The 26,109-nt window shown below is 46.1% G+C and carries 23 protein-coding genes and 1 riboswitch; of the genes, 11 read left to right on the top strand and 12 right to left on the bottom strand.

Annotated features, from left to right (window positions below):
- Positions 1-10 precede the first annotated feature (10 nt).
- A complete protein-coding gene (locus ITG09_01130; protein UPR52306.1) occupies positions 11-1,381 on the bottom strand; it encodes an NCS2 family permease in 1,371 nt (456 codons plus the stop codon).
- A gap of 58 nt (positions 1,382-1,439) precedes the next feature.
- Positions 1,440-1,539, bottom strand: a riboswitch (purine riboswitch).
- Between the two features lie 325 nt (positions 1,540-1,864).
- On the opposite strand from ITG09_01130, the gene gmk reads away from it, so the two are divergent.
- The 4 genes from gmk to recG all read left to right on the top strand — a co-directional run bounded on the left by gmk (position 1,865) and on the right by recG (position 7,518).
- Positions 1,865-2,488 carry a guanylate kinase gene (gmk, locus tag ITG09_01125; protein UPR52305.1) on the top strand — a complete coding sequence of 208 codons (624 nt, stop codon included), beginning with the start codon at positions 1,865-1,867 and terminating at the stop codon, positions 2,486-2,488.
- Positions 2,489-2,604: 116 nt separating this feature from the next.
- A complete protein-coding gene (gene rpoZ / locus ITG09_01120) occupies positions 2,605-2,877 on the top strand; it encodes a DNA-directed RNA polymerase subunit omega (protein ID UPR52304.1) in 273 nt (90 codons plus the stop codon).
- Between the two features lie 39 nt (positions 2,878-2,916).
- Complete coding sequence (gene spoT, locus ITG09_01115; protein ID UPR52303.1) at positions 2,917-5,043, top strand: bifunctional GTP diphosphokinase/guanosine-3',5'-bis pyrophosphate 3'-pyrophosphohydrolase; 2,127 nt, start codon at positions 2,917-2,919, stop codon at positions 5,041-5,043.
- A 396-nt stretch (positions 5,044-5,439) separates the two neighbouring features.
- Complete coding sequence (recG, locus tag ITG09_01110; protein UPR52302.1) at positions 5,440-7,518, top strand: ATP-dependent DNA helicase RecG; 2,079 nt, start codon at positions 5,440-5,442, stop codon at positions 7,516-7,518.
- Positions 7,519-7,595: 77 nt separating this feature from the next.
- Here the strand turns inward: recG and envZ are convergent, their stop codons facing one another.
- The gene (gene envZ / locus ITG09_01105; protein ID UPR52301.1) at positions 7,596-8,891 is read right to left on the bottom strand and encodes a two-component system sensor histidine kinase EnvZ; all 1,296 of its coding nucleotides are present in this window, start codon (positions 8,889-8,891) and stop codon (positions 7,596-7,598) included.
- A gap of 165 nt (positions 8,892-9,056) precedes the next feature.
- Positions 9,057-9,776, bottom strand: a complete 720-nt coding sequence (gene ompR, locus ITG09_01100; protein ID UPR52300.1) for a two-component system response regulator OmpR — start codon at positions 9,774-9,776, stop codon at positions 9,057-9,059.
- A 178-nt stretch (positions 9,777-9,954) separates the two neighbouring features.
- On the opposite strand from ompR, the gene greB reads away from it, so the two are divergent.
- On the top strand, positions 9,955-10,434 hold the full coding sequence (gene greB / locus ITG09_01095; GenBank protein ID UPR52299.1) for a transcription elongation factor GreB: 480 nt from the start codon (positions 9,955-9,957) through the stop codon (positions 10,432-10,434).
- A 670-nt stretch (positions 10,435-11,104) separates the two neighbouring features.
- Complete coding sequence (locus tag ITG09_01090; GenBank protein ID UPR52298.1) at positions 11,105-13,435, top strand: RNA-binding transcriptional accessory protein; 2,331 nt, start codon at positions 11,105-11,107, stop codon at positions 13,433-13,435.
- Positions 13,436-13,614: 179 nt separating this feature from the next.
- Here ITG09_01090 and ITG09_01085 read toward each other — a convergent pair whose 3' ends face one another.
- Positions 13,615-14,088 carry an ATP-dependent Lon protease gene (locus ITG09_01085; protein UPR52297.1) on the bottom strand — a complete coding sequence of 158 codons (474 nt, stop codon included), beginning with the start codon at positions 14,086-14,088 and terminating at the stop codon, positions 13,615-13,617.
- 174 nt (positions 14,089-14,262) lie between these two features.
- The gene (bioH, locus tag ITG09_01080; protein ID UPR52296.1) at positions 14,263-15,039 is read right to left on the bottom strand and encodes a pimeloyl-ACP methyl ester esterase BioH; all 777 of its coding nucleotides are present in this window, start codon (positions 15,037-15,039) and stop codon (positions 14,263-14,265) included.
- Positions 15,040-15,132: 93 nt separating this feature from the next.
- On the opposite strand from bioH, the gene ITG09_01075 reads away from it, so the two are divergent.
- From ITG09_01075 to ITG09_01055, 5 genes are all read left to right on the top strand, one after another.
- A complete protein-coding gene (locus ITG09_01075) occupies positions 15,133-15,846 on the top strand; it encodes a ComF family protein (GenBank protein ID UPR52295.1) in 714 nt (237 codons plus the stop codon).
- A gap of 109 nt (positions 15,847-15,955) precedes the next feature.
- On the top strand, positions 15,956-16,540 hold the full coding sequence (gene nfuA, locus ITG09_01070) for a Fe-S biogenesis protein NfuA (protein UPR53564.1): 585 nt from the start codon (positions 15,956-15,958) through the stop codon (positions 16,538-16,540).
- 329 nt (positions 16,541-16,869) lie between these two features.
- Positions 16,870-17,421, top strand: a complete 552-nt coding sequence (gene nudE / locus ITG09_01065; GenBank protein ID UPR52294.1) for an ADP compounds hydrolase NudE — start codon at positions 16,870-16,872, stop codon at positions 17,419-17,421.
- A 36-nt stretch (positions 17,422-17,457) separates the two neighbouring features.
- Positions 17,458-18,285, top strand: coding sequence for a 3'(2'),5'-bisphosphate nucleotidase CysQ (gene cysQ, locus ITG09_01060; GenBank protein ID UPR52293.1), 828 nt, complete (start codon positions 17,458-17,460; stop codon positions 18,283-18,285).
- Positions 18,286-18,511: 226 nt separating this feature from the next.
- Positions 18,512-20,719, top strand: coding sequence for a VWA domain-containing protein (locus tag ITG09_01055; protein ID UPR52292.1), 2,208 nt, complete (start codon positions 18,512-18,514; stop codon positions 20,717-20,719).
- Between the two features lie 77 nt (positions 20,720-20,796).
- On the opposite strand, the gene ITG09_01050 is transcribed toward ITG09_01055, so the two are convergent.
- The 7 genes from ITG09_01050 to gspH are packed head-to-tail and all read right to left on the bottom strand — an operon-like array spanning position 20,797 to position 26,047.
- The gene (locus ITG09_01050; GenBank protein UPR52291.1) at positions 20,797-21,576 is read right to left on the bottom strand and encodes a type II secretion system protein N; all 780 of its coding nucleotides are present in this window, start codon (positions 21,574-21,576) and stop codon (positions 20,797-20,799) included.
- Between the two features lies 1 nt (position 21,577).
- Complete coding sequence (locus ITG09_01045; protein UPR52290.1) at positions 21,578-22,066, bottom strand: type II secretion system protein M; 489 nt, start codon at positions 22,064-22,066, stop codon at positions 21,578-21,580.
- Between the two features lie 20 nt (positions 22,067-22,086).
- The gene (gene gspL, locus ITG09_01040) at positions 22,087-23,334 is read right to left on the bottom strand and encodes a type II secretion system protein GspL (GenBank protein UPR52289.1); all 1,248 of its coding nucleotides are present in this window, start codon (positions 23,332-23,334) and stop codon (positions 22,087-22,089) included.
- A complete protein-coding gene (gene gspK, locus ITG09_01035; protein UPR52288.1) occupies positions 23,303-24,352 on the bottom strand; it encodes a type II secretion system minor pseudopilin GspK in 1,050 nt (349 codons plus the stop codon). The genes gspL and gspK overlap by 32 nt, the downstream gene beginning before the upstream one ends.
- On the bottom strand, positions 24,336-25,085 hold the full coding sequence (gene gspJ, locus ITG09_01030) for a type II secretion system minor pseudopilin GspJ (protein UPR52287.1): 750 nt from the start codon (positions 25,083-25,085) through the stop codon (positions 24,336-24,338). Before gspJ ends, gspK begins: the two co-directional genes overlap by 17 nt.
- Positions 25,072-25,467, bottom strand: a complete 396-nt coding sequence (gspI, locus tag ITG09_01025) for a type II secretion system minor pseudopilin GspI (GenBank protein UPR52286.1) — start codon at positions 25,465-25,467, stop codon at positions 25,072-25,074. Before gspI ends, gspJ begins: the two co-directional genes overlap by 14 nt.
- Entirely contained in the window at positions 25,454-26,047 is a 594-nt protein-coding gene (gspH, locus tag ITG09_01020) for a type II secretion system minor pseudopilin GspH (protein UPR52285.1), read from the bottom strand. The genes gspI and gspH overlap by 14 nt, the downstream gene beginning before the upstream one ends.
- Positions 26,048-26,109 lie beyond the last annotated feature (62 nt).

Raw genomic sequence — 26,109 nt, 5'->3', positions numbered from 1 at the left:
CTAATTAGCCTTAAAGTAGAATCAGGTAAGTTAAGAACACCACACACAGTCCGTAGATAAGCGGGTGTACTTCTTTGCGCTTACCCGCAACAACCATCGTAAATGCGTAGCTGATGAAACCCATCGCCATGCCGTTTGCTGGTGAGAAGCTTAAAACGGTAAACATGATGGTGAAGAAAGCCGCAATACGAGACTCTTTCTTTTCCCAGTTAATCTGACCAAGACGGCCAACCATGTAGATACCCACCACGACCATCGCCGGTGCAACCATAGCCGCTGAGAAGATAGAGAAGATTGGGTATAGGAAAAGCGAGATTAGGAACAAACCTGCAACCATCACTGCCGCTAAGCCCGTCTTCGCACCTTGAGAAGAAGCAATACCAGACTCAGAGAAAGCAGTGATCGATGTGGTACCAAGGATCGAACCAATCACAGTACCGCCCGCATCTGCTACTAGTGCCGATTTCGCGTTTGGTACCTTACCGTCTTTGTCGATGATACCCGCATCACGTCCAACACCAACAATCGTGCTTAAACCATCGAAGAAATCGACAATCAGGAAGATAAGTACAATGAACAATAGATCGAACATTTTTTCAGGCGTGAAAGCAGAGAAATCAAAGATAGCGCCGAAGCTGCCTGCCATGCTTGGTGGCATAGAAAAAAATTGGTCTGGGATTGGTGCGTTTGATGTGCCCATGAATACATCAGCAAGAATGGTCAGCGCGATAGCAGAAACGAACGAGATGAAGGTTGCTAGCTTGATGTCACGAACCATACAACCCAGTGCGATGAAGATGCTCACGTAAGCGATGATCACTTTTGGATCGGAAATATCACCTAAGCCAACCAATACAAATGGGTTAGAAACGATGATGCCCGCATTCTTAAGACCCAAGAAAGCGATGAACAATCCAAGAGACACGGTAATCGCCAACTTCAAATCTTCAGGAATCGACTCAATCATCGATTTACGAATATTGGTTAACGAGAACGCGAGGTACAGGATACCTGATAGGAAGATGCCGAACAGCGCCTCATTCCAAAGCACAGCTACCGAACCACTTAGCAACAAACCTTTGAAGAAGCCGTTCATGCTCATGCCTGGCGCAAGCATTACTGGGTAGTTACCCCAAATACCCATGATCAGGGTTGCGATTGCCGCAGACAAAGCCGTCGCAGTAAACACGGCACCTTTATCCATGCCTGGAATATCACCCAAAATTGCAGGGTTCACCGCCAGAATGTAGCTCATTGCCAAGAAAGTAATGAAACCCGCGTACAGCTCAGTGCCAATCGTGGTTTTTCTTTCAGTGATTTTAAACATCGAATCAAGCGAGCCAGAGGTGTTCTGGGCTTTCAGGGTGGAATCGGTACTCACAACAAAACCTTTGCAATAAATTAAGAATTTGGTGATTCAAATGCTGTGAGAATAGAGAGGTCTCTACACTAAAAACTGTAGTTACCAAGGTAGGCTCGGTAGTAGAAACATTTGACCCATTTCATCAAACATATACAGCATTTAATCGTTTGCGCGGATTGTAAGGCTTGAGATTAAAACTTCAACAAATTTTGTACAGATCACATAAAAAAGTACAGATGGTGAATGATTACATTTATACAAAGATCTTTGAGAAGATCATTCGCTAATAAATAACGATCAAGCCAGTTGTTCTCAATCATCTAAATATGCTACTCTTCGCCTCCATTTTTCTGACCTAATTTTCACCAGTTGCTTCTATTAGTTTTACTCGTTATCCCTTTAATAGACGTAACCAACGGAACAACAATTAGAGTCAGTGCTATCTTTTATAGTGTCGGTTTATTGCCTTCACTCAATCCAACCAACAGTGGAAATATACAGATGGGCAAAGGTACTCTTTACATCGTATCTGCACCTAGTGGCGCAGGTAAGTCGAGCTTGATCTCAGCAATGCTAGAAACCAATCCAACCTACGCAATGAAGGTATCTGTTTCACACACCACTCGCGGTATGCGCCCTGGTGAAGAAAATGGTGTTCACTACCACTTCGTAGAGAAGCATCATTTTGAAGACCTTATTACTAAAGGTGAATTCCTAGAGTACGCTGAAGTGTTCGGCAACTACTACGGTACTTCACGCGTATGGATTGAAGAAAACCTAAACCGCGGTATCGATGTATTCCTAGATATCGACTGGCAAGGTGCTCGTCAGATCCGTGAACAAATGCCTCAAGCGAAGAGTGTATTCATTCTTCCACCATCAAATGGTGAGCTAGAGCGTCGTTTGAATGTTCGTGGTCAAGACAGCGACGAAGTTATTGCGAAACGCATGAGCGAAGCAAAATCAGAGATTTCTCACTATGCAGAATATGATTATGTGATCGTGAATGACGACTTTGATGCAGCCCTAATGGACTTCAGAGCTATCATTCGTGCGGAGCGCTTAAAAGAAGATAAGCAAGCAGCTAAATACAGCGGCATGCTTACAGCACTACTAGCGGAATAATCTAGAACTGGATTTTCCATTGAGATAAGTATACGGTGAACTAGAAAGTCTCTAGTTAAACTTGTATACTTTCTCGTCATCAAAAATTTATTAGTTAATTACTATTTGGAGTCCTCATGGCACGCGTAACTGTTCAAGACGCTGTTGAAAAAGTTGGCAACCGTTTCGACCTAGTTCTTATTGCGGCTCGCCGCGCACGTCAAATGCAAACTGGCGGTAAAGATTCACTAGTGCCTGAAGAAAACGATAAGCCAACGGTTATCGCTCTTCGCGAAATCGAAGAAGGTCTTATCACTAAAGACGTACTAGATGCTCGTGAGCGTCAAGAGCAACAAGAGCAAGAAGCGGCTGAACTTGCAGCAGTAAGCAGCATCGCTCACACTCGTTAATAGCGTTATTCGAACTAATTAACCTTCCGGGCCTTTAATTTGTATCTATTCGATAGCCTCAAAGACGTTGCCCAAGAATACCTAACAGAGCCTCAAATTGAGGCTCTGCGTCAATCTTATGTGGTAGCGAGAGACGCCCATGAAGGGCAAACCCGTTCAACGGGTGAACCATACATAATCCATCCTGTTGCTGTTTCAAGAATCCTGGCAGAAATGCGTCTGGATATCGAAACCCTACAAGCAGCCTTGCTTCATGACGTCATCGAAGATTGTGATGTCACTAAAGAAGATCTAGAGGAAAAGTTCGGCAATACCGTTGCTGAATTGGTTGATGGTGTATCTAAGCTGGATAAGCTTAAATTTCGTGATCGCAAAGAAGCGCAAGCAGAGAACTTCCGTAAGATGGTTCTCGCCATGGTGCAAGACATCCGCGTTATCTTGATCAAATTAGCTGACCGTACTCACAACATGCGCACGCTTGGGGCTCTTCGTCCTGACAAAAAGCGTCGTATTGCTCGTGAAACCCTCGAAATTTATTCTCCGCTAGCTCACCGTCTTGGTATTCATAACATCAAGACCGAACTAGAAGAGTTGGGCTTCGAAGCCCTTTATCCGAACCGTTATCGCGTACTGAAAAACGTAGTGAAAGCTGCGCGTGGTAACCGTAAGGAGATGATCCAACGTATCCATAGCGAAATCGAAGGCCGCCTTGAAGAAGTCGGTTTACCTGCTCGCGTACTTGGTCGTGAAAAGAATCTGTTCTCCATCTATAACAAGATGAAAACCAAAGAACAGCGCTTTCACACCATTATGGACATCTACGCTTTCCGCGTCGTGGTTGATACACCAGATACTTGTTATCGCGTACTTGGTCAAGCTCACAGCCTGTACAAGCCCCGCCCTGGCCGCATGAAAGATTACATTGCGGTACCAAAAGCCAACGGCTACCAATCTCTGCACACGTCAATGATCGGCCCTCACGGGGTGCCAGTTGAGGTCCAGATCCGTACTGAAGATATGGAGCAAATGGCAGATAAAGGTGTCGCGGCGCATTGGTCTTACAAAGGTAATGGCTCGCGCAGCAGTAACGGGACAACCGCACAGGTTAAAGCACAACGTTGGATGCAGAGCTTACTTGAGCTGCAACAAAGCGCAGGTAACTCATTCGAATTCATTGAAAACGTTAAATCAGATCTGTTCCCAGATGAGATCTTTGTGTTCACGCCAAAAGGTCGCATTGTCGAACTTCCTGCGGGCGCAACAGCGGTCGATTTTGCTTACGCGGTGCATACCGATGTCGGCAACATGTGTGTAGGTGCTCGTGTAGACATGAACCCTTATCCACTTAGCAAATCGCTGAAGAACGGTCAAACCATTGAGATCATCAGTGCTCCGGGCGCACGTCCGAATGCTGCATGGCTCAACTACGTAGTGACCTCACGCGCACGTACTAAGATCCGTCAGGTTCTGAAAACCATGCGTCGTGAAGAGTCTATTACGCTAGGTCGCCGTCTACTGAATCATGCACTTGGTGAACACTCTATTGCCGATATCGGCCAAGAGAACCTCGAGCACGTATTGTCTGACCTACGCCTAGAAAGCGTTGAAGACTTGCTAGCATCGATTGGTCTTGGCGAATTGATGAGTATCGTCATTGCTCGTCGCCTATTAGGTGATGCTGACGAACTGACAGAAGTGATAAACAACAGCGACACACCAAGGAAGAAATTGCCTATCCGTGGTGCTGAGGGTCTACTACTGACTTTCGCTAATTGTTGTCACCCGATCCCAGGCGATCACATCATTGCCCATGTATCCCCAGGTCGTGGCCTTGTGGTTCACCGCGAAACGTGTCCAAACGTTCGTGGCTACCAAAAAGAACCAGACAAATACATGGCGGTAGAATGGTCTGACGATTACGATCAAGAGTTCACGGCTGAACTTCAGATCGATCTGCAGAACCACCAAGGTGCGCTGGCTGAGTTAACGAACGTTATCTCTAAAACGGGCTCAAACATTCACGGTATTTCAACCGAAGAACGAGATGGACGCCTGTACACAGTGACTATCTTGCTGACCACCAAAGATCGTGTTCACCTTGCAAGTATTATGAAAAAGCTCCGTGTGATGCCACACGCGCTAAAAGTAAGACGTCGTAAGAACTAGATCTAGAAGCAGATTAAAAAGCAGATGAGAGATACGAGTCTCGAGATGCGAAGAGCAAAAGCTTTTCACCACCTCAACTCTTCGTATTTCGAGTCTGCTTTAATTTTTTGTACTGCCCTGTTTTATCGTACTCATTTACCCGCATCCGCTCTTAATCCTTTCGTATCTCGTTTACCCGTATCCCGCATCTGCCCTTAGTCTTTTCGAATCTCGTTTACTCGAATCCCGTATCCGCTCTTAATCTCTTCTCATCTCGTTTACTCGCATCCCGAATCTGCTCTTATCCTTTCGTATCTCGTTTACCCGCATCCCAAATCTGCTCTTACGCTTTACCCTGTACAAAAATCCAGTAAAATGCTTGAATAGATTATCTCTCTTACGTTTATGAGCCTTGTTATGTCACAGCTTTTATCTGCTATCCCTCTCAACTCTTTATCTGGAGTCGGCGCTAAAGTCGCAGAGAAACTGGAGAAGGTTGGGCTTAACAACGTACAAGACCTGCTATTTCACCTCCCTTTACGCTATGAAGATAGAACTCGCATCTATCCAATCGTCAAACTGCACGCTGGCCTTTGGGCTGCTGTGCAAGGCAAGGTGATGCACGTCGATACCATTTTCGGTAAACGTAAGATGTTGGCGGTAAAAATCAGTGATGGTAACGGCACCATTACTCTGCGCTTTTTCAACTTCACCGCTGGTATGAAGAATAACTTTGCCGAAGGCAAACAAGTGCATGCCTACGGTGAGATCAAGCGCGGTAATATGGGGCTTGAGATCGTCCACCCTGACTACAAATTCTTTGCGCCTAGGCAACAACCAGATGTTGAAGCCAATCTGACTCCGGTGTATCCAACCACCGAGGGGTTAAGGCAAGTCACGCTGCGTAACCTCACCGACCAAGCATTAGAACTGATCGACAAAGCCGCGGTGAATGAGCTGCTACCATCAGGTTTATACGATCACCAAATTACCCTCGCACAAGCACTGCATACCATTCACAGGCCGCCTCCAGGTATTGACCTAGAGTTGTTTGATGAGGGTAAACACCCTGCGCAGCTACGCCTGATTATGGAAGAACTACTGGCTCAGAACTTATCGATGCTGTCTGTTCGTAGTAAGGGGCAACAAGACAAAGCGATGCCTTTTCCTCCAGTACATGCACTTAAAGATAAGCTACTCGCTCAGTTACCGTTCTCACCAACCAATGCACAAACACGAGTAACCAAGGAGATCGAAGCTGACCTTGAAAAACCGCACCCAATGATGCGTTTAGTTCAGGGCGATGTAGGCTCAGGTAAAACCTTGGTCGCTGCGCTTGCGGCTGTTCGCGCACTCGAACACGGTCAACAAGTTGCGCTAATGGCACCCACCGAATTGCTCGCGGAACAACACGCGATCAACTTTGCTAACTGGTTTGAGGCGATGGGCATTCAAGTTGGGTGGCTAGCAGGTAAACTCAAAGGCAAGGCTCGCGAAACCGAGCTCGTTCATATTGCCAGTGGTGAAGCACAAATGGTGGTCGGTACTCATGCGCTATTCCAAGAGCATGTCGAGTTCAAAAACCTTGGTTTAGTGATCATTGATGAGCAACACCGATTTGGTGTCCACCAGCGATTAGAGTTGCGTGAGAAAGGTGCAAAGCAAGGTTATTACCCACACCAATTGGTCATGACGGCAACACCGATTCCACGAACGTTAGCGATGACGGCCTATGCCGACCTCGAAACCTCAATTATTGATGAGTTGCCACCGGGTCGAACACCAATTCAAACCGTGGCAATTCCTGATACCAAGCGGGATGACATTGTCGAACGTGTGAAAAATGCGTGTCTCAATGAAGGTAAACAAGCCTATTGGGTATGTACGCTGATTGATGAGTCCGAAGTATTAGAAGCTCAAGCTGCGGCTGATACCGCTGAAGAGCTGCAACACAAACTGCCTGACGTCAAAATTGGTCTCGTGCACGGCCGAATGAAGCCTGCTGAGAAACAAGCTGTGATGCAGGAATTCAAAGAGAACAAACTGCATTTGTTGGTCGCGACTACCGTGATTGAAGTAGGCGTGGATGTACCGAATTCGAGCTTAATGATCATCGAAAACCCAGAGCGTCTTGGCCTTGCACAACTGCACCAACTACGAGGCCGTGTCGGCCGTGGTTCGGTCGCAAGCCATTGTGTATTGCTGTATCACTCACCACTGTCTAAAACCGCTCAGAAACGCTTAGGTGTGCTACGTGAAAGTAACGATGGCTTTGTCATTGCACAGCGAGATTTAGAAATTCGAGGGCCCGGTGAGCTGCTTGGCACTAAGCAGACGGGCTTGGCAGACTTTAAGATTGCTGACTTGGTACGAGACCAACGTTTGATCCCTGAAGTGCAGCGTATTGCGCGTCATATTCACGATAGCTACCCAGATAATGCTAAGGCGATCATCAACCGCTGGCTAGGCGAGCGCGATGTTTATTCCAAGGCTTAGCTAACGCTGAGACTGCATAAAAAGACAAAAAGGCTTCCCTTCAAGGAAGCCTTTTTAGTGCTAATAAACTTTCAGATCTAGGGCTTCACAGGGAAACTGATCTGCGCTTTTAAGCCACCTTCACTACGATTATTCACGACTACCGCACCTTGATGTTGACTGACAATGCGTTTAACGATCGCTAAACCTAAGCCAGTACCTTCACTACCACGAGCGGTATCACCACGCGTGAACGGTTCAAACAATTTACCTACTTGGTCTTGCGGGATCCCTGGGCCATTGTCTTCAACAGTGACCCAAGCCAATTTATTATCGGCTGTCATCCCCGTCGAAACCTTCACCCAGCCATTGCCGTAACGCAGTGCATTCACCACCAAGTTACTCACGGCACGTTTCATCGCAATCGGGTTACCTAATGCAGGTTTCATTGCTTCCGGAATGTCTGTTTCAATTTGTATCTCGTAGCCACCCTCTGAACTGGACACTTCACGGGCAATATCATCGACAAATACCGCTTGGAATGACTCTCGATCAACGGGCTTTAGGTAGTCCATAAACTGGCTGATGATCTCGTTACACTCTTCAGTATCACTGATGATCCCTTCCGCTAAATAGCTGTCTTCGGGTGACATCATTTCAGTGGCCAAGCGAATGCGAGTGAGTGGCGTACGTAAGTCATGACTGATACCCGCCATCAGCAGGGCTCTATCTTCTTCCAGTTCTTGAATGCCTTTCGACATCTGATTAAAGGCTCGAGTCACCGAGCGAATCTCTTGCGCCCCCTGCACTGGCAGTGGCGGTGGAATGTCGCCACGCCCTACGCCTTGCGCTGCTGTCTCTAACGCTATCAACGGACGATTTTGCAATCGGATAAACAGCCAACCACCAGCAACAATCAACATCGCCATGATCAAGCTATTACGAAATAGAGGTGCGAAGTCCTCTTCTTGTAGCTCAGACAGAGGAATGCGAATCAATGAATTCGGCAGCTGATCGATGTCCATCCACAGTACATAGCTCTCTTTGCCTAGAATCAGCCGAACTTCCGTTTCAGAGCCTAACTCTTTGGTCATTTCCTCACTCATTAGGTCAATCGCCATCGCATGGTAATACTCACCCGATGCTTCGCTGTCTTTGGCGTGAACGGTCACCCCAAGCTGCTCAAGCACACGCTGGCGCAGTGGCGCATCGATTTCGATATCGCTCCCTTGATCCAATACTAGGTTTAACTCGTGAGCCAGAATCTTATTGAACTGCTGCAAACTTGGCATCAAGGCATAGTTGAACACGGCGTAATAAGAAAAAACTTGGCTAGCAACCAACAGGGTTAAGAAGAGCACTATCGACTGAGTAAAGGAGCTACGTATGCGCATAGGAGACCTAAAGTGAGGGATGATAAAGGGATATAGTGGGAACTATAGCTGTAAACCATTGTGCTGAATACAAAACGGGCCATCGCATATTAATGAGATGACCCGTAAATAAAGAATTCTGATTCACAGAATTGATAAAGCCGCTTTTGAGCTTATAAAGCTAGATTACACAGCTTTGCCATCTGGAACGAATACGTAACCCAAGCCCCACACCGTTTGGATGTAGCGAGGTTTACTTGGATCTTCTTCAACAAGACGACGCAGACGAGAAATCTGAACATCGATTGAACGTTCCATTGCTGAATACTCACGGCCACGTGCCATGTTCATCAGCTTATCGCGAGACATTGGCTCACGAGCGTTAGTAACCAGCGACTTAAGAACCGCAAATTCACCCGAGGTAAGAGGCATTGGCTCTTCACCGCGGAACATTTCACGCGTACCTAGGTTCAGACGGAACTCACCAAACTCAACCACAGACTCTTCTGTGCTTGGCGCGCCCGGTGCTTCAATCACTTGGCGACGCATTACCGCTTTAATACGAGCAAGCAGTTCACGCGGGTTAAATGGTTTTGGCAGGTAGTCATCAGCACCCACTTCCAAACCCACAATGCGATCCACTTCGTCACCCTTTGCGGTCAGCATCAGGATTGGTAGCGAGTTGTTTGCGTTTCTTAGACGGCGACAGATCGACAGACCGTCTTCGCCCGGCAACATTAAATCCAATACCATCAAGTGAAAATTTTCACGGGTTAACAGGCGGTCCATCTGCTCACTGTTTGCCACGCTACGCACTTGAAAGCCTTGCTCTGACAGATAGCGTTCTAACAGTGCACGTAAACGAGCATCGTCATCGACCACTAAAATTTTGTAGTTCTCTTGCATGTAATGGTTCCACCTATTAAAGCTTAAACCTAAGGTTAAGCATTCTTGGTACATTGTATATTGGTATAAGACATTAAAAATGTAACATTATTGGAGAAAAAGTCGCCTAAATAATTGTTAACGTATGTTGCCTTTCTATATATTCTATCTTAGATCATCATTTCATTAAGTCAGATTTATGAAAACCAAACTTATCACCCGAGAAGGTTATAACAAGCTCAAAGCAGAGCATGACCACTTATGGCACGAGAAGCGTCCTGAAATTACTAAGATAGTCACTTGGGCTGCAAGCCTTGGAGATCGTTCAGAAAACGCAGATTACACGTTCAATAAGCGTTTACTTCGTCAGATTGATCGCCGAGTGCGTTTCCTACGCAAATTCCTACCTGATGTCACTATCGTGGATTACTCGCCACAACAAGAAGGTAAGGTATTTTTCGGTGCTTGGGTCGAGATTGAGAATGATGATGGGGAAATTAAGAAGTTTCGCATTGTAGGACCTGAAGAGATCTACGGCGATGCTAAAGGCTATATCTCTATCGACTCACCAATGGCTAGAGCTCTGCTCAAGAAAGAAGTGGATGATGAGTTTACGGTAACCACACCAGAAGGCGACAAAGAGTGGTTCATTAACGCGATTCACTACGTAGAAAGTTAACCATCCCGTCCCCCTGCTTGCCAACAGAAGCTAAAGCACACGCTCTAAAATCACAAACGCCAGATAAAAGAAAACCCCGCTAGGCTTTCGCCTGACGGGGTTAAGTCTCTATCGCAGCAATCCGGCTACTGTTTATCTCTTCGAGATAAGGTGCTCCCTGCATCTTTCCTTGATAGTGGCTAAATCCTTTAACCAATTTCCTTTTTGTTCATCGCCATCCTAGCGGTGTCCATTCTAGCCTGTCATCCTGACTGGCGAATCTCATCCAGAGATTATCACTTCCTTGCTGACCACTCATCCTAAGTAATCAAATCTTCATCCTGAAGATACCTAGTCCATTAGGCTTTTTCCTGTTCCTGCCAACTCCCTGTCGACAAGTTAAATATTACGGTATTTGGGCGAGTTTCCTAGACAGTCCCAAAAAACATTTCAGGTGAGAAATACGCCCACAAACACACAACCAAATAAAATCAATAACTTAGGTTTATTTTAAGACGATCACATCGATTTAAAGTGACTTAGTCGCACACCACGTGTGAGAGATCTCGCACAAAGTGGGTATCACAAACGGAAATTCGACTTCTGACAGGATAATTACACAGCCAAAGCTAGAAAAAGCGTACGCTCACCCCCATGTATTTGTCATGATATTAAATAAGAGATTCATCGGATGAGCCAAGCTATCTGTCGACTGATTGCTGAAGAACTGAATGTTCGTTCAGAGCAAGTCACCGCCGCAGTAAACCTAATTGACGACGGTAACACCGTTCCCTTTATTGCCCGCTACCGTAAAGAAGTCACGGGTGGCTTAGACGATACCCAACTACGTAACCTTGATAGTCGCCTTTCATACCTTCGCGAGCTCGACGATCGTCGCCAAACGATCCTGAAGTCGATTCAAGACCAAGGCAAGCTCACGCCAGAACTGGAGCGTGACATCACTCAAGCCGACAGCAAGACGCGCCTTGAAGATTTATACCTGCCATACAAACCAAAGCGTCGTACCAAAGGTCAGATCGCAATCGAAGCAGGATTAGAGCCACTTGCCGATACACTTTGGAATGAACCACAGCACGATCCTGAAACCGAAGCCGCTAACTTCATCAGCAGCGATAAAGGCATTGCTGATACTAAAGCCGCGCTAGATGGTGCTCGTGCGATCGTGATGGAGCGTATTGCAGAAGACGCAAACCTACTTGAAAAGATTCGCCAACATCTAACACGTAACTCTGAGCTCGTTTCGCGTGTCGTGGCAGGCAAAGAGCAAGCTGGCGAGAAGTTCAAAGACTATTTCGAACACAACGAAACACTCAATAAAGTACCTTCTCACCGCGCACTTGCAATGCTACGAGGCCGCAATGAAGGCTTCCTAACGCTGGCGATGAATGCTGACCCTGAACAAGAAGAAGGTGTCCGTGGTTCTTACTGCGAAAACATCATCTCTGATCACTACGGTATAACCCTGAGCAGCGCACCTGCAGATGCATGGCGTAAGCAAGTGATTAGCTGGGCATGGCGCATCAAGGTTTCTATGCACATGGAAACTGAGCTTATGGGCGCGATGAAAGAACGCGGTGAAATCGAAGCGATTGAAGTGTTCGCAACCAACCTTAAAGACTTGTTGATGGCAGCACCTGCTGGTCCTCGTGCAACCTTGGGCTTGGATCCGGGTTTACGTACCGGTTCGAAAATCGCTGTGGTGGATTCTACGGGTAAGGTTCTGGCAACAGAGACCATTTACCCTCACCCACCTCAAAAGCAATACGACAAATCTGCACACGTGGTTGAGCAGATGGTTCGCCAGTTCAATGTTGATTTGATTGCGATTGGTAATGGTACGGCTTCACGCGAAACCGACAGCTTTGTTGCTGATGTGATTAAGCGTGGCAACCTAACAGCACAGAAAATCATTGTTAGCGAAGCGGGCGCATCGGTTTATTCTGCTTCTGAGCTAGCGGCAAAAGAATTCCCGAATATGGATGTCTCGATTCGTGGTGCGGTGTCTATTGCGCGTCGTCTGCAAGATCCACTGGCAGAACTAGTGAAGATAGACCCTAAATCGATCGGTGTGGGCCAATACCAACACGACGTTAGCCAAACTATGCTCGCTAAGCGCCTAGATGCGATTGTCGAAGACTGTGTAAACGCGGTTGGTGTTGATGTGAATACCGCTTCTGCTGCGCTTCTAACCCGCGTAGCTGGTCTTTCTAGCACCATCGCTCAAAACATCGTGGATTTCCGTGATGAAAACGGTCGCTTTGAAGCCCGTACTACCTTGAAGAAAGTCGCTCGTTTAGGGCCAAAAGCCTTTGAACAGTGTGCTGGCTTCCTGCGTATCATGGATGGTAAGAACCCGCTAGACGCATCATCGGTTCACCCAGAAGCTTACCCATTGGTAAAAACCATCGCAGAGAAAAACCAGAAAGACATCAAGTCTCTGGTAGGCAATACAGACTTCTTACGTGGTTTACATGCGGTTGATTACACCAATGAGAACTTCGGTGTACCGACAGTAACCGACATCATCAAAGAGCTGGATAAACCGGGGCGAGATCCTCGTCCTGAATTCAAGACAGCAACGTTCGCCGATGGCGTAAATAGTATGTCTGACTTAGAACCTGGCATGATCTTAGAAGGTGTAGTGTCGAACGTGGCTAACTTTGGTGCGTTCGTCGATATTGGTGTTCACCAAGACGGCTTGGTACACATTTCAGCACTGACCGATCGCTTTGTCGCTGACCCACGTGAAGTGGTGAAAGCGGGTGATATCGTGAAAGTGAAAGTGATGGAAGTGGATGTTCAGCGTAAACGTATTGCACTAAGCATGCGCATGAAAGATGAACCTGGACAAGATAACCGAGCACAACGTTCAAGCGCGCCTCGTACGCAAAGTCGACCGAATCAAAACTCACAAGGTGGACAACGCCGTCGTGAGGAGCCGCAACAAAACGCTGCGATGGGCGGTGCTTTCGCTGCTGCCTTTGCTAAAGCGAAGAAATAACAATTTCTAACGCTGGCAAAGACGCAACGGCTAAAACGTCAGTTTAATCTTCACCAGAACTGACCCGCCTAAAACAGAAAACCTGCATCCCTTAGGGTATGCAGGTTTTTTTATTATGTGTTCAAAAGAGACACCGAAGTTTGGTTGTCTTCTGTGTGTTCTAATCACAACACGATCATTTACAACACAATCAGCATTTCTGATGGAGCATGAGGCGCAACAGCATGACCATAATGGTATTTTATGACCTTACGTCGTTTCTCCATCTGTCCCTCCCGGATCGCCGCATCTAAAACATGCTTTGGCAGGCGGAAACGCATGGTATAGCCTTTTCCTTGGTCGGCACTGTATGTCTTCAGTGCCAACAAGCTGAATAACCTATCAAAAGGATCTTGAGGCTCTTCATGGCTAATCGAATTGGCTTCTGGCTCGTTCTCCATTTCATAACCAGGATGGTCTGAAGGATCCCAAGCCGACTGCTGCCTTCGTTTATCGTCCGGTTTTACCTTTCGTTCTGCATTGGTTTTAGCCAATGCTACTGCGGGAGCGACAGGCTCTCGAACTCTATTATCACGCGCAACTTGCTCTGTTTGCACATTAACGGATGGGGCGATCAGTGGCACACTTACTGCAGTTGCAGGTGACACAATCATCGCGAACTCTCCTCAAGAATCGCCCATCGCTATTGCCATAACACTGCTGTACCGAGAACGCACAACAGGCATAGCCCAACTTACCGCAATCAGCTCTGGAGAGAGTTAGGTCTGAGTATCATGCAACACGTTGGTTAGATTATATATCGACCAAGCCGGATATAAATTTAGCGATTATTTTTGTGCGAAGCTAATCAGTTCACTGCAGAAGGCATCCGCTTCGGTCATAAATGGCGCATGCGAAGACTGAGTAAAGATATATTGCTCGGTATGAGGCAGTGCGGTACCCAAATCTTTGGCGACTTTTATTGGCACCAAACCATCCAGTCGACCATACAAGCGCAGCATCGGTACTGAAATTTGAGGTAACTGTTCACGTAGATCGACATCAGACAGCATCTTTAAGCCTGCCAATAAAGAATCAGGATTCGGCAACGGGCGTGAAAGCACCGCTTGCTTGAGCTGTTTGACATCTTGCCTTGCAGAAGGACTGCCCATGGCTTGCAGCGCCATAAAGCGTTCGATAGTGGTCTGAAAATCTTCAACCAGCTGTTCGGTGAATGCGGTTAATACATTTGGCTGAATGCCTCGCCATAATACGGGTTCTTTTGCCGCAGCGAATTTAGGTGAGCTAGCGACAGTTACCAGTTTGCTCACGTAGTCTGAGTGATGCAGAGCCATATGTGTCGCGACCAAGCCACCCAGAGACCAACCAACCCAAATCGCCTGCTTAGGAGCGTCGACAATCAGTTGTTGAGCAATCTCTTCAAGATCTTGAGCGTGGCAATGCGCGCTGTGCCCATACCCCGGTAAATCCACAACATGTACTCGAAAATCAGCTTCTAGCGCATTCACGGTTTGTTGCCATACCGCACCGTTCATTCCCCAGCCGTGGACCAGTACCAAATCGGGTCCTTGTCCTGAAACATGCCAATATAACGCGTCACTCATTCTCAATATTCCCTACTTATTTCATCCACCATCAAGGGTACGTTTCAGTATGGTGAGTAAAAAGAACACCATAACCCAAAAGCACTGCGAGCTATGTTATCTGATTGGCTACAAAAACACACACCACGGCTGGTCACACCTCAATGCCACCTATGTAAATTGGATAAATCCCCCCATGATGCTCATCCGCGATGGTGTAATGATTGTCTTAATCTCTTCGAGCCAGTGCCGCGCTGCCAGCGGTGTGGCTTAAAAACACTGACCGCTGTCGAGCAATGTGGTCAGTGCCTATCTAAACCTCCGCCTTGGCATCGTCTCTATTGTGTGGGCGATTACACCTTCCCAACCGCGCGCTATATTCAGCAGATGAAGTATTCCAATAAGTTTTGGTTTGCTCGCGATCTGTCGAAGTTACTAGCCTCACGCATTGACCATTCAGCCCCGCTGATTACCAGTGTTCCTTTACATTGGACACGATACATTCAACGCAGCTTTAACCAAAGCCAGTTATTGGCGAACTATACCGCTCAAGAATTAGGGGTGAAAAGTGATGTATTGTTTCGGCGAAATCGCGCCACGCTTTCTCAACAAGAGTTAACCAAATCTATAAGGTTGCGTAACCTGAGCGGAGCGTTCACGCTTCTTCACCGCGACTTTGAAGCGACTGATTATCCTCACATTGCAATAATTGATGATGTTGTAACCACAGGCAGTACAGTGTATCAATTATGCCAATTACTACTTGAAGTGGGCGTGAAAAGGATTGATATTTACTGTATCTGCCGCACTCCTGAGCCCTCTGGATAAATAGTGTGAATCACTACTTGTACAGCAATCCAACAAAAAAGGGCTGAATTACAAATCTGACAGGAGTAGAATGGCGCTAATAACCTACAAATCTACTCAGGTATTCGTCGTGTCAAATATTACTATTACAGAAACCGCTCAAACTCATTTTGCCAATCTGCTGTCACAGCAGCCTGAAGGTACAAACATTCGTGTGTTCGTGGTAAACCCAGGTACGCAAAACGCTGAGTGTGGTGTTTCTTACTGCCCTACAGATGCTATCGAAGCATCTGACACAAAGCTTTCTTTTGAAGCTTTCTCTGCGTACGTAGATGAGCTAAGCCTACCATTCCTAGATGAAGCTGAAATTGACTTCGTTACAGACAAAATGGGCTCTCAACTTACACTTAAAGCACCAAACGCAAAGATGCGTAAAGTATCAGACGACGCAACTCTGATTGAGCGTGTTGAGTATGCAATCCAAACACAAGTGAACCCACAGCTTGCTGGCCACGGCGGTCACGTTAGCCTAGTAGAGATCACTGAAGAAGGTGCGGCTATCGTTGCATTCGGCGGCGGTTGTAACGGTTGTTCTATGGTTGATGTAACGCTTAAAGAAGGCATCGAGAAAGAACTTCTTCAACAATTCGAAGGTGAATTGACTGCAGTTCGTGATGCAACTGAGCACGATCGCGGTGAGCATTCTTACTACTAAGCACCTTACAACTAAGAGCTCCTACGACTAAGCACTCATACAGTCTTAGCCAGTAGAAAGTTAAAGATTTAATGAAAAGGTTGATGCGCAAGCATCAACCTTTTTTTGTGTTTAAAACAACAAGAGTACTTCCGAACCGTCTATTTCTCATTCAATGCCAATAATAACGAGCCGTTACCATTTGGAGTAAGGTATTCAAGTGATCGCAATCGGTTCCTGATTCAATAATTTCAGGATATGAAAACTAGGATCTAGGAACTCAACTCTATTTCCCCTATATTAGAATGACTTTATAAGAAAGAATTCCAATGAGCTAAGGAGCGAGCGCAATGACAAAAAGGACCAAGCCAGAAATTTTGGCTCAGCAAACTGTCGCTCAATCAAAACTATTCTCTATCGAGTCTCTCGATTTGCGCTTTTCCAACGGTGTAGAGCGTACCTACGAACGCATGAAGCCTAGCGGCCGCAACGCAGTAATGATGGTTCCGATTACTGAGCAAGGCGATATTCTGTTAGTACGTGAATACGCAGCGGGTACTGAACGCTATGAACTGGGCTTTCCAAAAGGACTGATTGATCCCGGCGAGCAGCCAAACGAAGCCGCCGTTCGCGAACTGAAAGAAGAGATTGGCTTTGGTGCCAACAAGCTTACCCCATTAAAGGAAGTGATCCTTGCACCCTCTTACTTCTCTAGCAAAATGACGCTGTTTATCGCAGAAGACCTCTACCCAGAAAAGCTAGAAGGTGATGAGCCAGAGCCACTCGACATTGTGCGCTGGCCACTTGCTCAAGCCGAAGAACTGTTAACACATCTCGATTTCTGTGAGGCTCGTAGTATTACAGCCCTGCTTTTAAGCCTTCGTGTATTAAACAATAACTAGAACATTCAGGCTCGCTCGAAGAGTAAGAGAATATTTATGCCAATAACAAAAGATTTGTCTCACCTCCTACCCTCTGTCATTGAGATTGCTCGCTCTGCTGGCCAACTCATCTTAGAGATCTATGAGAAAAAGGATTACGAAGAGTTCACCAAGAGTGATGACACTCCGGTAACCAGTGCTGACCTTGCTGCGCATAAGCTGATATTAAAAAAACTCAGTGAGCTAACGCCTGATATTCCCGTATTATCCGAAGAAGATGCCGACATCAGCCTAGAGCAGCGTTCTCAATGGGATCGCTACTGGTTGGTTGATCCGCTGGATGGTACGCAGGAGTTCATTGCAAGAAGTGGTGATTTCGCGACAATTATTGCCTTAATCGAACATAACAAGCCAGTAATGGGCGTGGTATACGCACCCGTTTCAGGTGTGAGCTATTACGCTTACAGTGGCAAAGGCGCTTGGAAGATCCCAGACCTTAATGACAGCGTGAAAATCAAAACGCATCGTCACGAGCTACCAAACCAGTCGATCGCGATGGCGATCAGCCGTCGCCAAGACATCAATCGCATCACTAGCCGTATGAGCTCAGCATGGAATTATGATTTGGTTCCTCTTGGCTCAGCAGCGCTTAAGGCATGTTTAGTAGCAGAAGGTGCTGTGGATTGTTATCTGCGCCTTGGACCAACCGGAGAATGGGATACAGCCGCAACACAGTGCATTGTTGAAGAAGCTGGCGGACGTATCTTAAGTACTCAACTAGAACCGCTCTCTTACAATGAAAGAGAGACGCTAGAAAACCCGAACTTCATTGTTCTTGGTGATGCAGATTTACCTTGGGCAGAAATCTTACAAGGTAAAGATTAAGCTTTTCTCAAGCACCACTTTCAATGTGGTGCTTTTCTTATCAAATCTCTGAACCAACATAACAATTTTATCAATAGATAACTAATAATTTTATCATTATCATTCATAAGGTTAAGTGACTCAAAGTTTTCATCAATATCATACTTGTTTCATTTACAAAGTTTGAACAGTCCTATAAAAACATTCATTACATATATCCATATTAATCTTCATATATCACAAGGATATGATAATGAGCGTCAATGCTAGGCTTACAAAAAAAACTCTAATTGCTACTTCTGTAGTGTCTATTTTACTTTCTGGTTGTGGGAGCGACAGTGACTCTTCAAATAGCGCATCAAATGGAGGGACTGTACAGAAAGACGCGTTAATTTCTACGTTAACTCTCCCTGTTGGTGATTCGGAATGCGCTAATGGTGGCTTGAAAGTTATTGCTGGTTACGATGATAACGAAAATAACGTACTAGAAGATAGTGAACATGTTTCCAACAAAACCATTTGTCACGATGGAATAAATAATACCCAGCAAGAAGGTAGCGATATCTTCAATCAAGCTCTAGTGTCGGTTGCTTTAATAGCTAAAGCGGACACCAGATGTGATGCAGGAGGGCAACTTGTTACTCTTGGGGTAGATACTAACAATAATAGTATTCTTGATAACAGCGAAGTTCAATCATCAGAAGTATTGTGTAGTATCGGGGCTGATTTCGCGCCAAGTGCCGTAATCAACTCAATTACAGCTAATCCGGCCATCGTTGCTGCAAGCGCACAAACAACGCTAACCGCAACCATCAGTAACCTTCAATCGAGTGATAAAGTCACTTGGTATAACGGAAATGGGGATGAATTAACCACATCCGACCCACTCCAAATCACTGTTCAGGCAGGAGCTGCTGTCGGCCAAGAGAAGTATCAACTCAGCATTGAAACGACCAACGATCAAGGTCAAATCGTACTACAAACCAAAGAGATCATCATCACCGTCGCGGAAGCTCCTGCGCCAACACAGTCTGTCGTTCTCGACAGCCAACAAGTGTTCTTACCTGAAGGTTATACAACCAGTGCTCTTACTGGTGATGTAACAGGTACTATTATCTACGCTGAGCCTGTGACTACCGTTGCGGCCGCTTCGACAAGAAGCTCACTTCCAACACCAGATAACACTGAGCTTGCAGGGTTTGTTGCAGAGAGAGGGGCATTAACGGGACAAACAACAGCTCAAGAAATCCTTGTTGCTGGGGTTAGTGCTTTTGCATCTAAACTAAATAGTGCCCAAGTAGTACAAACCTCTCTAACCACTTTGGAAAATGGTGATGTTAATGCAACCTACAAGATCACATTACGAACTGGGTTAAAACTCACGGACATTCTGAATACTCTAATAAATCAAGTAGCCGTGAATAAAGTTGGGGGGACAGCAAGTGCCCTAGTTCCTGCGGCTTCTGAAGTAATACAAACTGAGTACCAACTTGATATTACAACTAGCTACAACAAGGTTGCAGACAGTGCAGTTATTACCAGTACATTGGTGCAGAACGACAAGGTTTTGAATTACTCAGATCTGATTGTCTCAACGACATCGGAAAGTATCCAAGCATCTAAAGATGCAACACTGCAGTTGCAAAATGATACGTTTACCGCTCTTGATCAAACGACTTCTAAAGCAGATTTCCTATTTGTCATCGATAATTCAGGCAGCATGGGCAATGAGCAGCAAGCGATCAGTGATTTGACTGTAGCCTTTACAGACACAATTCAAAACGCGGGTGTGGATTTCATGGTTGGTACCATTACTACAGATTCAGATGAACTGCGTGGGAATGGATTTACTAATGACTTAGTCCAGATTGCTGAAGATTTTAAACCTGGTACCAGAGGGAGCGCTACGGAACGTGGGATATATTACTCTGAACTTGCACTCCAAACCGATGGAACTGTAGAACTTGCAGGATACCCAAGATCTGGCGCTTCACTATCAGTCGTCATCATGAGTGATGAACCCAGCCAATACAAACAGTACAACACTCCAGAGTTTGATCCAAACAACAACTTATTCCTTGATAACAGCTATCGAGTTTACTCTATTGTCGACCCATCAGATGCAACTCGCAGCCAATATGATGACCTTGCTACATCGACTCTAGGTAAGACCTTAAATATCAATGTTACTTCTGAGTACAAGGCGTTCGTTGAGGTGATGGCCCAAAATGCTGGGGCTTCAAGTGCTGGCTATAAGCTTTCTAAAGCTGAAGCACAACATATTCTTTCATCATCGATTCTAGTCACCGTTAACGGCACGAAAGTAAACCGTAACTCTTCGAACGGGTGGCAATATTACCCACTATCTGAGTCTATCGTATTTACAGGGGCAGCTATTCCGACACAAGGCGCTGATATTGTGATTGCTTATCAATATGTAGATGACGCAAAGTAACTATTAGTCCATAAAGAAAGGGCGATAGAATTAAATTCTATCGCCCTTTCTTTTACTCGTTCACTTTTAAAAAAGCACTAAAAACGACCTTGGTAGGTAAATTGGTATTTACCTTGGCTATCAGGGTTACCCAACCACTTAAGCTGAGCCTGCATCGCTGGCGGGAATTCCGCACCTGGCTTAAACCATGCCGCTGATGTGTAGCGCTGGTTAGGTGTTAAGCTCGCTGAGAACTCACTGTCCACTTGAACGCTCTTCTGAGCGCCTTTCGCTGCAATAGTACTGTCTTCACAAGTAATATCCGCAATCACAGGGCCAAGATCTAACGAACCCACTGGCGAGTCGACTGCGGCACCAGACCAAGCAAGCGTACCTTCGCCCGATTGGCACCAAGGCTGAGCATGAACCGCATGTTTGATCGTCAGTTCAACTTGCCCTGCAATAGACACAGGCACTGGGATAGCTGGTGCGTATTTCATCACGTTGCTGGCTGGCATTGAAGCCACTAAGTTTTCCGCATATGCGCCACTCATGCTGTACCCAACACGCCCTTTTCCTGACAAGTTCATATCGCTATTGCGACCAAAACGAACCGCTAGTTCTGCTTTGGCTTGAAATAGCTTAGAAAACTGGAAGTCCCACTGCACTGAACCGTAATTGATGCGCTGCCAAACGATATTGTTAGCGCTGCCTTGCCAAACGGTGCCCTCAACGCCTTCGATATTCAAACCACGCACAACAGGTGCCTGCTTGAGAGCAAAAGAAGCCGGCAAGTGCAGCAACAAGCTGACTGAGAAGAAGACGATAAAGATGCTACTGAAGAGCAGGCCATACTTAAAAGATAAACCGCGTTTCACATTAACCTCGTTTAAACTGTAGTCGGTTGACATCAATAACCCCAGGGTTCTCAGAGCGATCTACATCCATAAACTCAACCTCAACACCCTGTTTTTCTTTCAGGTATGTTAGCCAGTCGACAAACTTATTAAAAGGCACAGGTTTTACCCACACTTGCAGCATCTCGCCACGTGGTTGCACGCGTATCAGCTCGATATTAAAGCGACGCATAGAAGCGGGTACCGACTGGTTTAAAGGCTGGCTCGCACTGATGCCGCCGCTGCCTCTTAATTCAACCACTTCATTGGCTTTATTGGTTACCCAAGCCAGTAGTTGCTTCTCACTTTGAATACGGCTCTGCGCAAGTTCAGCTCGCTGACTGAGTGGCTGGATTAACCCCCAATAAACGACACCGACCACCAATAGAATTGAACAACCAATAACTAATCGTTGCTCTCTCTGACTTATTGAAGTCCACCACGCTTGGAGTGGCTCAATCATATTTCTCATCACTGATCTCCTTACGCAGGTTATTGATGGGGTTTAAGAGTAAAACTGCCAAAGACGGCATCGCCATTACGATTTAATGGCCCTTGTTCAACGGTAAACTTCTGTTCGAGTTTCTCTCTGGCGGTCTCAAAGTGTTGGAAATCAGAGCTTTTAGCCTGCAGTCGAACCTCAGAACGGTTACCGTCGTAACGAATACTTTCAACTTCGATCGACTTCACTTGCCCTAAGGTTTCAGGCAACAATGCTAGCCAGCCGAGTAAGGAGTCACCCTCGCCTGAGCCGCCATATTTCTTGGCTTCATCGTTCATCTGGCGTTTAAGGTAGCTTACTGTCGGAATACGTTGTTTACCTGGCAGAACGGCTCTAAAGATACGTTCACTCTCCATGCGGTAAGCTTGTGCTTGCGCTTCGTATTGCTGAACCTTCAACACTTGTTGAGTCACAATCACGGCCACCAGCAAACAAGCAGCAATCGCCACTTTCTGCCAAACACGCCAATATTTACTGAATGAAGATTTGGTTTTAAAGGTGCCTGTCAGTAAATTTACGCCGTTTGTGATCGCTTGCTGACTCAATAAAGACATCACCAATTCCGCAGGCTTTGCTTGCCACTCGAGACCGCTTTGCTGTTGAACGTCGTCGCTCGGCATCGCTGTATAGCTGAAGATAGTCGTCGCTTGCTCTTCCTCACCAGCGACAACCCAATCACTTTGCAAAAACATCGGTAACCATGCTTCGCTGATCGATACCGCTTGATAGTGACCTTGGCGTTGAGAGTTACCTTGACGTAATAGCCAATGCTGGTCGATCTGTAATGCACTGATGCCTTGATCTTCAAAAGGCACGGCCAGTGTATCTGGCAACACCTTACGAAAGATAATATTGGCTTCGCGAAACAGGTCTAAAGCTTGCTTTAACCATTCACGATCGACACCACACACTGTCGCGTGCGTTGCGTCTTTATCTAAAATAGTCAGGTGTAAGTCTTCGATATCTTGTGCGACTTCGTCTTCTAACAAAAACGGCAACATAGAATCGAACTGGCGAGCAGCACCTTTCGGGATCTCAACACGCTTAATTAAGCATTCATTTCCCGGCAATAAAGCGATACAGCTGCGCTTTTCAGCGTAAGGCGTTAACTCGTCAAGCTGTTCCCAGCTCGACAGTTCGCCACTTGCTATCACTTCTTGCTGGCTTGTCGACCAAACTAACCACTGCACAGGGCTTTGTGGTTCGCTACTCAGTCGAACGGTCAGAAACTCGCTCACTGATTCCTCCAAAACGACGGCGTACTACCGTCACTGTTTCTCGATTACTACTATAGAAAAGCGTCCGTATACGTACACGTGACTGCTCAACTAATACCTCTGCATCTAGCTCAAAATAGGCACTATCTACAGTTAAATATGCTTTCGCTTTTTTGCTGACTTCGGCACTGACACCAACAATGGCAGACTCAGCCATAAATGCATCTACCGTATCCCAACCATCAAATGGGCGTTTATCTATCAGCTGTTTCGCATCCGATTCACTTAAGCCTGGGGCAAACATTGCTTCCAATAACGGCGCCTGCTGTTCCGTTAATGTATTCACATTCAAACGGAAGTCGTCGCTCGGCAGAGCGCAAACAAAGGGACGAACCTTATTCATCACTTCACCAGTGACTTGATAAACCGGTCGTAGCTCCGATTCATCGGCCATTAAGCCATTCGCCGCCAAATAGGATGGCTTCATCGCCTCATAAGTGCTGTCTTCTACACCTGCTGAAGAGGTGGTTCGGGTATCACTATCAACAAATTCCCAGCTTGAATGTGCGATAACCTCGGCCTGATAAGGCTCAATGTCTTGGTTTTCCAATAAGGTTTGCCAAACCGTCACTAAATAAGGTGTTTGGTTGCTTGAAGTCGTCGTCACACCAGCCAACGCATTGATATTAAAACATGCCTGAGCATCAACAATGCGCCCCTTAACTTGTCCATAATCCAATGGGTAAACCTGTTCTTCTAACGCCCATGGTTGGCTTAGGTTCACGGTATCACTGTCTTTGTAGCTTTGCCTAATGCCATCTTGCACCAGCGCTTCTACACCAATGCTGTACCAATAAGCCTGTTGGTAATTCAGTTGATTACCAACGCGCTTGAATTGCGTAAACAGACGCTCCGACATACTGCCAGCAATCGTTGCCATGATCGCCAATAGCATCAAAATAATGATCAACGCGACACCACGCTGCTTGCGACCCATGGCAGACCTTGTCAGTGCAAACTTGTTAGTTCGATGAGTCATTATTCCCCTCATTACTACTTGAAAAGTCACTGCTTGAAGAATCATCGACCTGATCTAGCGTGCCACCAGGGGTGAGATAAATACGCTCTATCTCGCCATAATCTTTCAAGGTTAGCTTTAACCTTACCGCTTTCGGTAGCGATTTATCGGTTTGCCACTCTTTCCCCCAACGGCTTCCGTCATAAAACTCGAATTCCAAGCTTTCTACATCATCAAGCAAAGGCGTAATCACACCTTCTTGGCCTGCAGGGGTATCGGGGTAACGCCACCACACTCGCTCGAGTGTCTCTTCTTTGATGCGGTAGCCAACTTTAGTGACTTCTCCGCGAGGAAATTGCTGCTGCGGGTTGTGCCAACCTAGGCGAGTAAACATGATGCCAACACTGTCGGAATCCAATAAATACTCGTTCATTAAGATCAGCTTAGATGATGCTTCTTCACCATTGGTACGAAATTGTCGCACCGCCATCTGGCGAAAATCATTATCTAAAATGACTAAGCTACGTTGCAGTTGATTTAAACGAGCACTGCGCTCGATTGACAACTCGTTGCTGCGCTGAACCTGATTCACTACCTGATAAGCCGCCATGCTTAACGTGGCAAAGATAGCGATCGAGACCAAAACTTCAATTAGGGTAAAACCTTTACCTTTAGAAGAAAGACCTTGCTTGCGAGACACACGCTTATTGGTGGACATGCACTTACTTAACCACATGCTTTTAATTAACCACATAACTGCGCACCGTGACCACTGGAGAAGCTTGTTTACTGGTAGCTACACTCACATCAAACGCCTTTAATAAATCATCGCTAGTATTGATTGGCGTGACCTTCCAAAACCACTCTCTCTCGGCCAGCTCTTGTGTGCCCTGCGCTTTTTTTAGCTTCTCAGGATGCAGCATCACTAAAGCCATTTGATTATCAACGACCATTGCCGCGAAGGTTTTTTCTTCTAGGTAACTGAGAGTATTGATGTGCTGAGTGACTGCACGAATCACACTGATCGCCGCAGTCGCAAAGATAGCGAGTGCAACCAACACCTCAAGCAGAGTCATTCCTCGAGAACCAAGAGTCATACCACGAGAACGATAAGGAGAACGTTTATTCCTCTTCATCTTCTTCTCCCGGTTCTAGCAATCGAATGACACCATTGTCCAATACTCGAATACGCCAACCATCTTGTATGGTGTCTCCGGCATTTGGATAAAACGACAATACAAATGGCGTCATTTCAGCACTCGACAAGATGTAGATCTGTGGTGGCTTTGGCTTCTTTTCCTCTTCAAGATCAGCAAACATATCTTCATCAAACAAGCTTCCTGGATTGAACAACCGATCATCGTTTTCCCATGCGCCACCACCTAAGGTCAGTGACAATGAGAGATCTTCCGGTAATTCAGTTGAAGAGGGGATTTTTTCGAACTCAGTTTCTTGCCAGCCATCAGACTTCAAAGTCATCAGAACGTAAGTCGATTTCTTTTCATCAACACGAACACCAAAATCTAAGCCACTCAAAATAGCCTCTTCATTAAGCAACTGAATTCGTTGATAAAAGCTGTGGGCATATTTTTTGGCGACGTCTTTACTGTTGGTAGGTATGGTCGCGATCACCGCGACCGCCGTTACTGACAGTAACACCAACACCAAAAGAATCTCAATCAAGGTGAAACCTGGCTGTGTTTGCTTAGTTTTCACCTTTAGACTCCATCTGTTTATGTCCTACCATCAATAACGAATCAAACAACAATAACGCATCA

The sequence above is a fragment of the Vibrio cyclitrophicus genome (assembly GCA_023206055.1).
GTDB classification, from domain to species: domain Bacteria; phylum Pseudomonadota; class Gammaproteobacteria; order Enterobacterales; family Vibrionaceae; genus Vibrio; species Vibrio cyclitrophicus_A.
The sequence above is the reverse complement of the archived record's forward strand: the minus strand, read 5'-3'. Positions and strand labels throughout refer to the sequence as shown.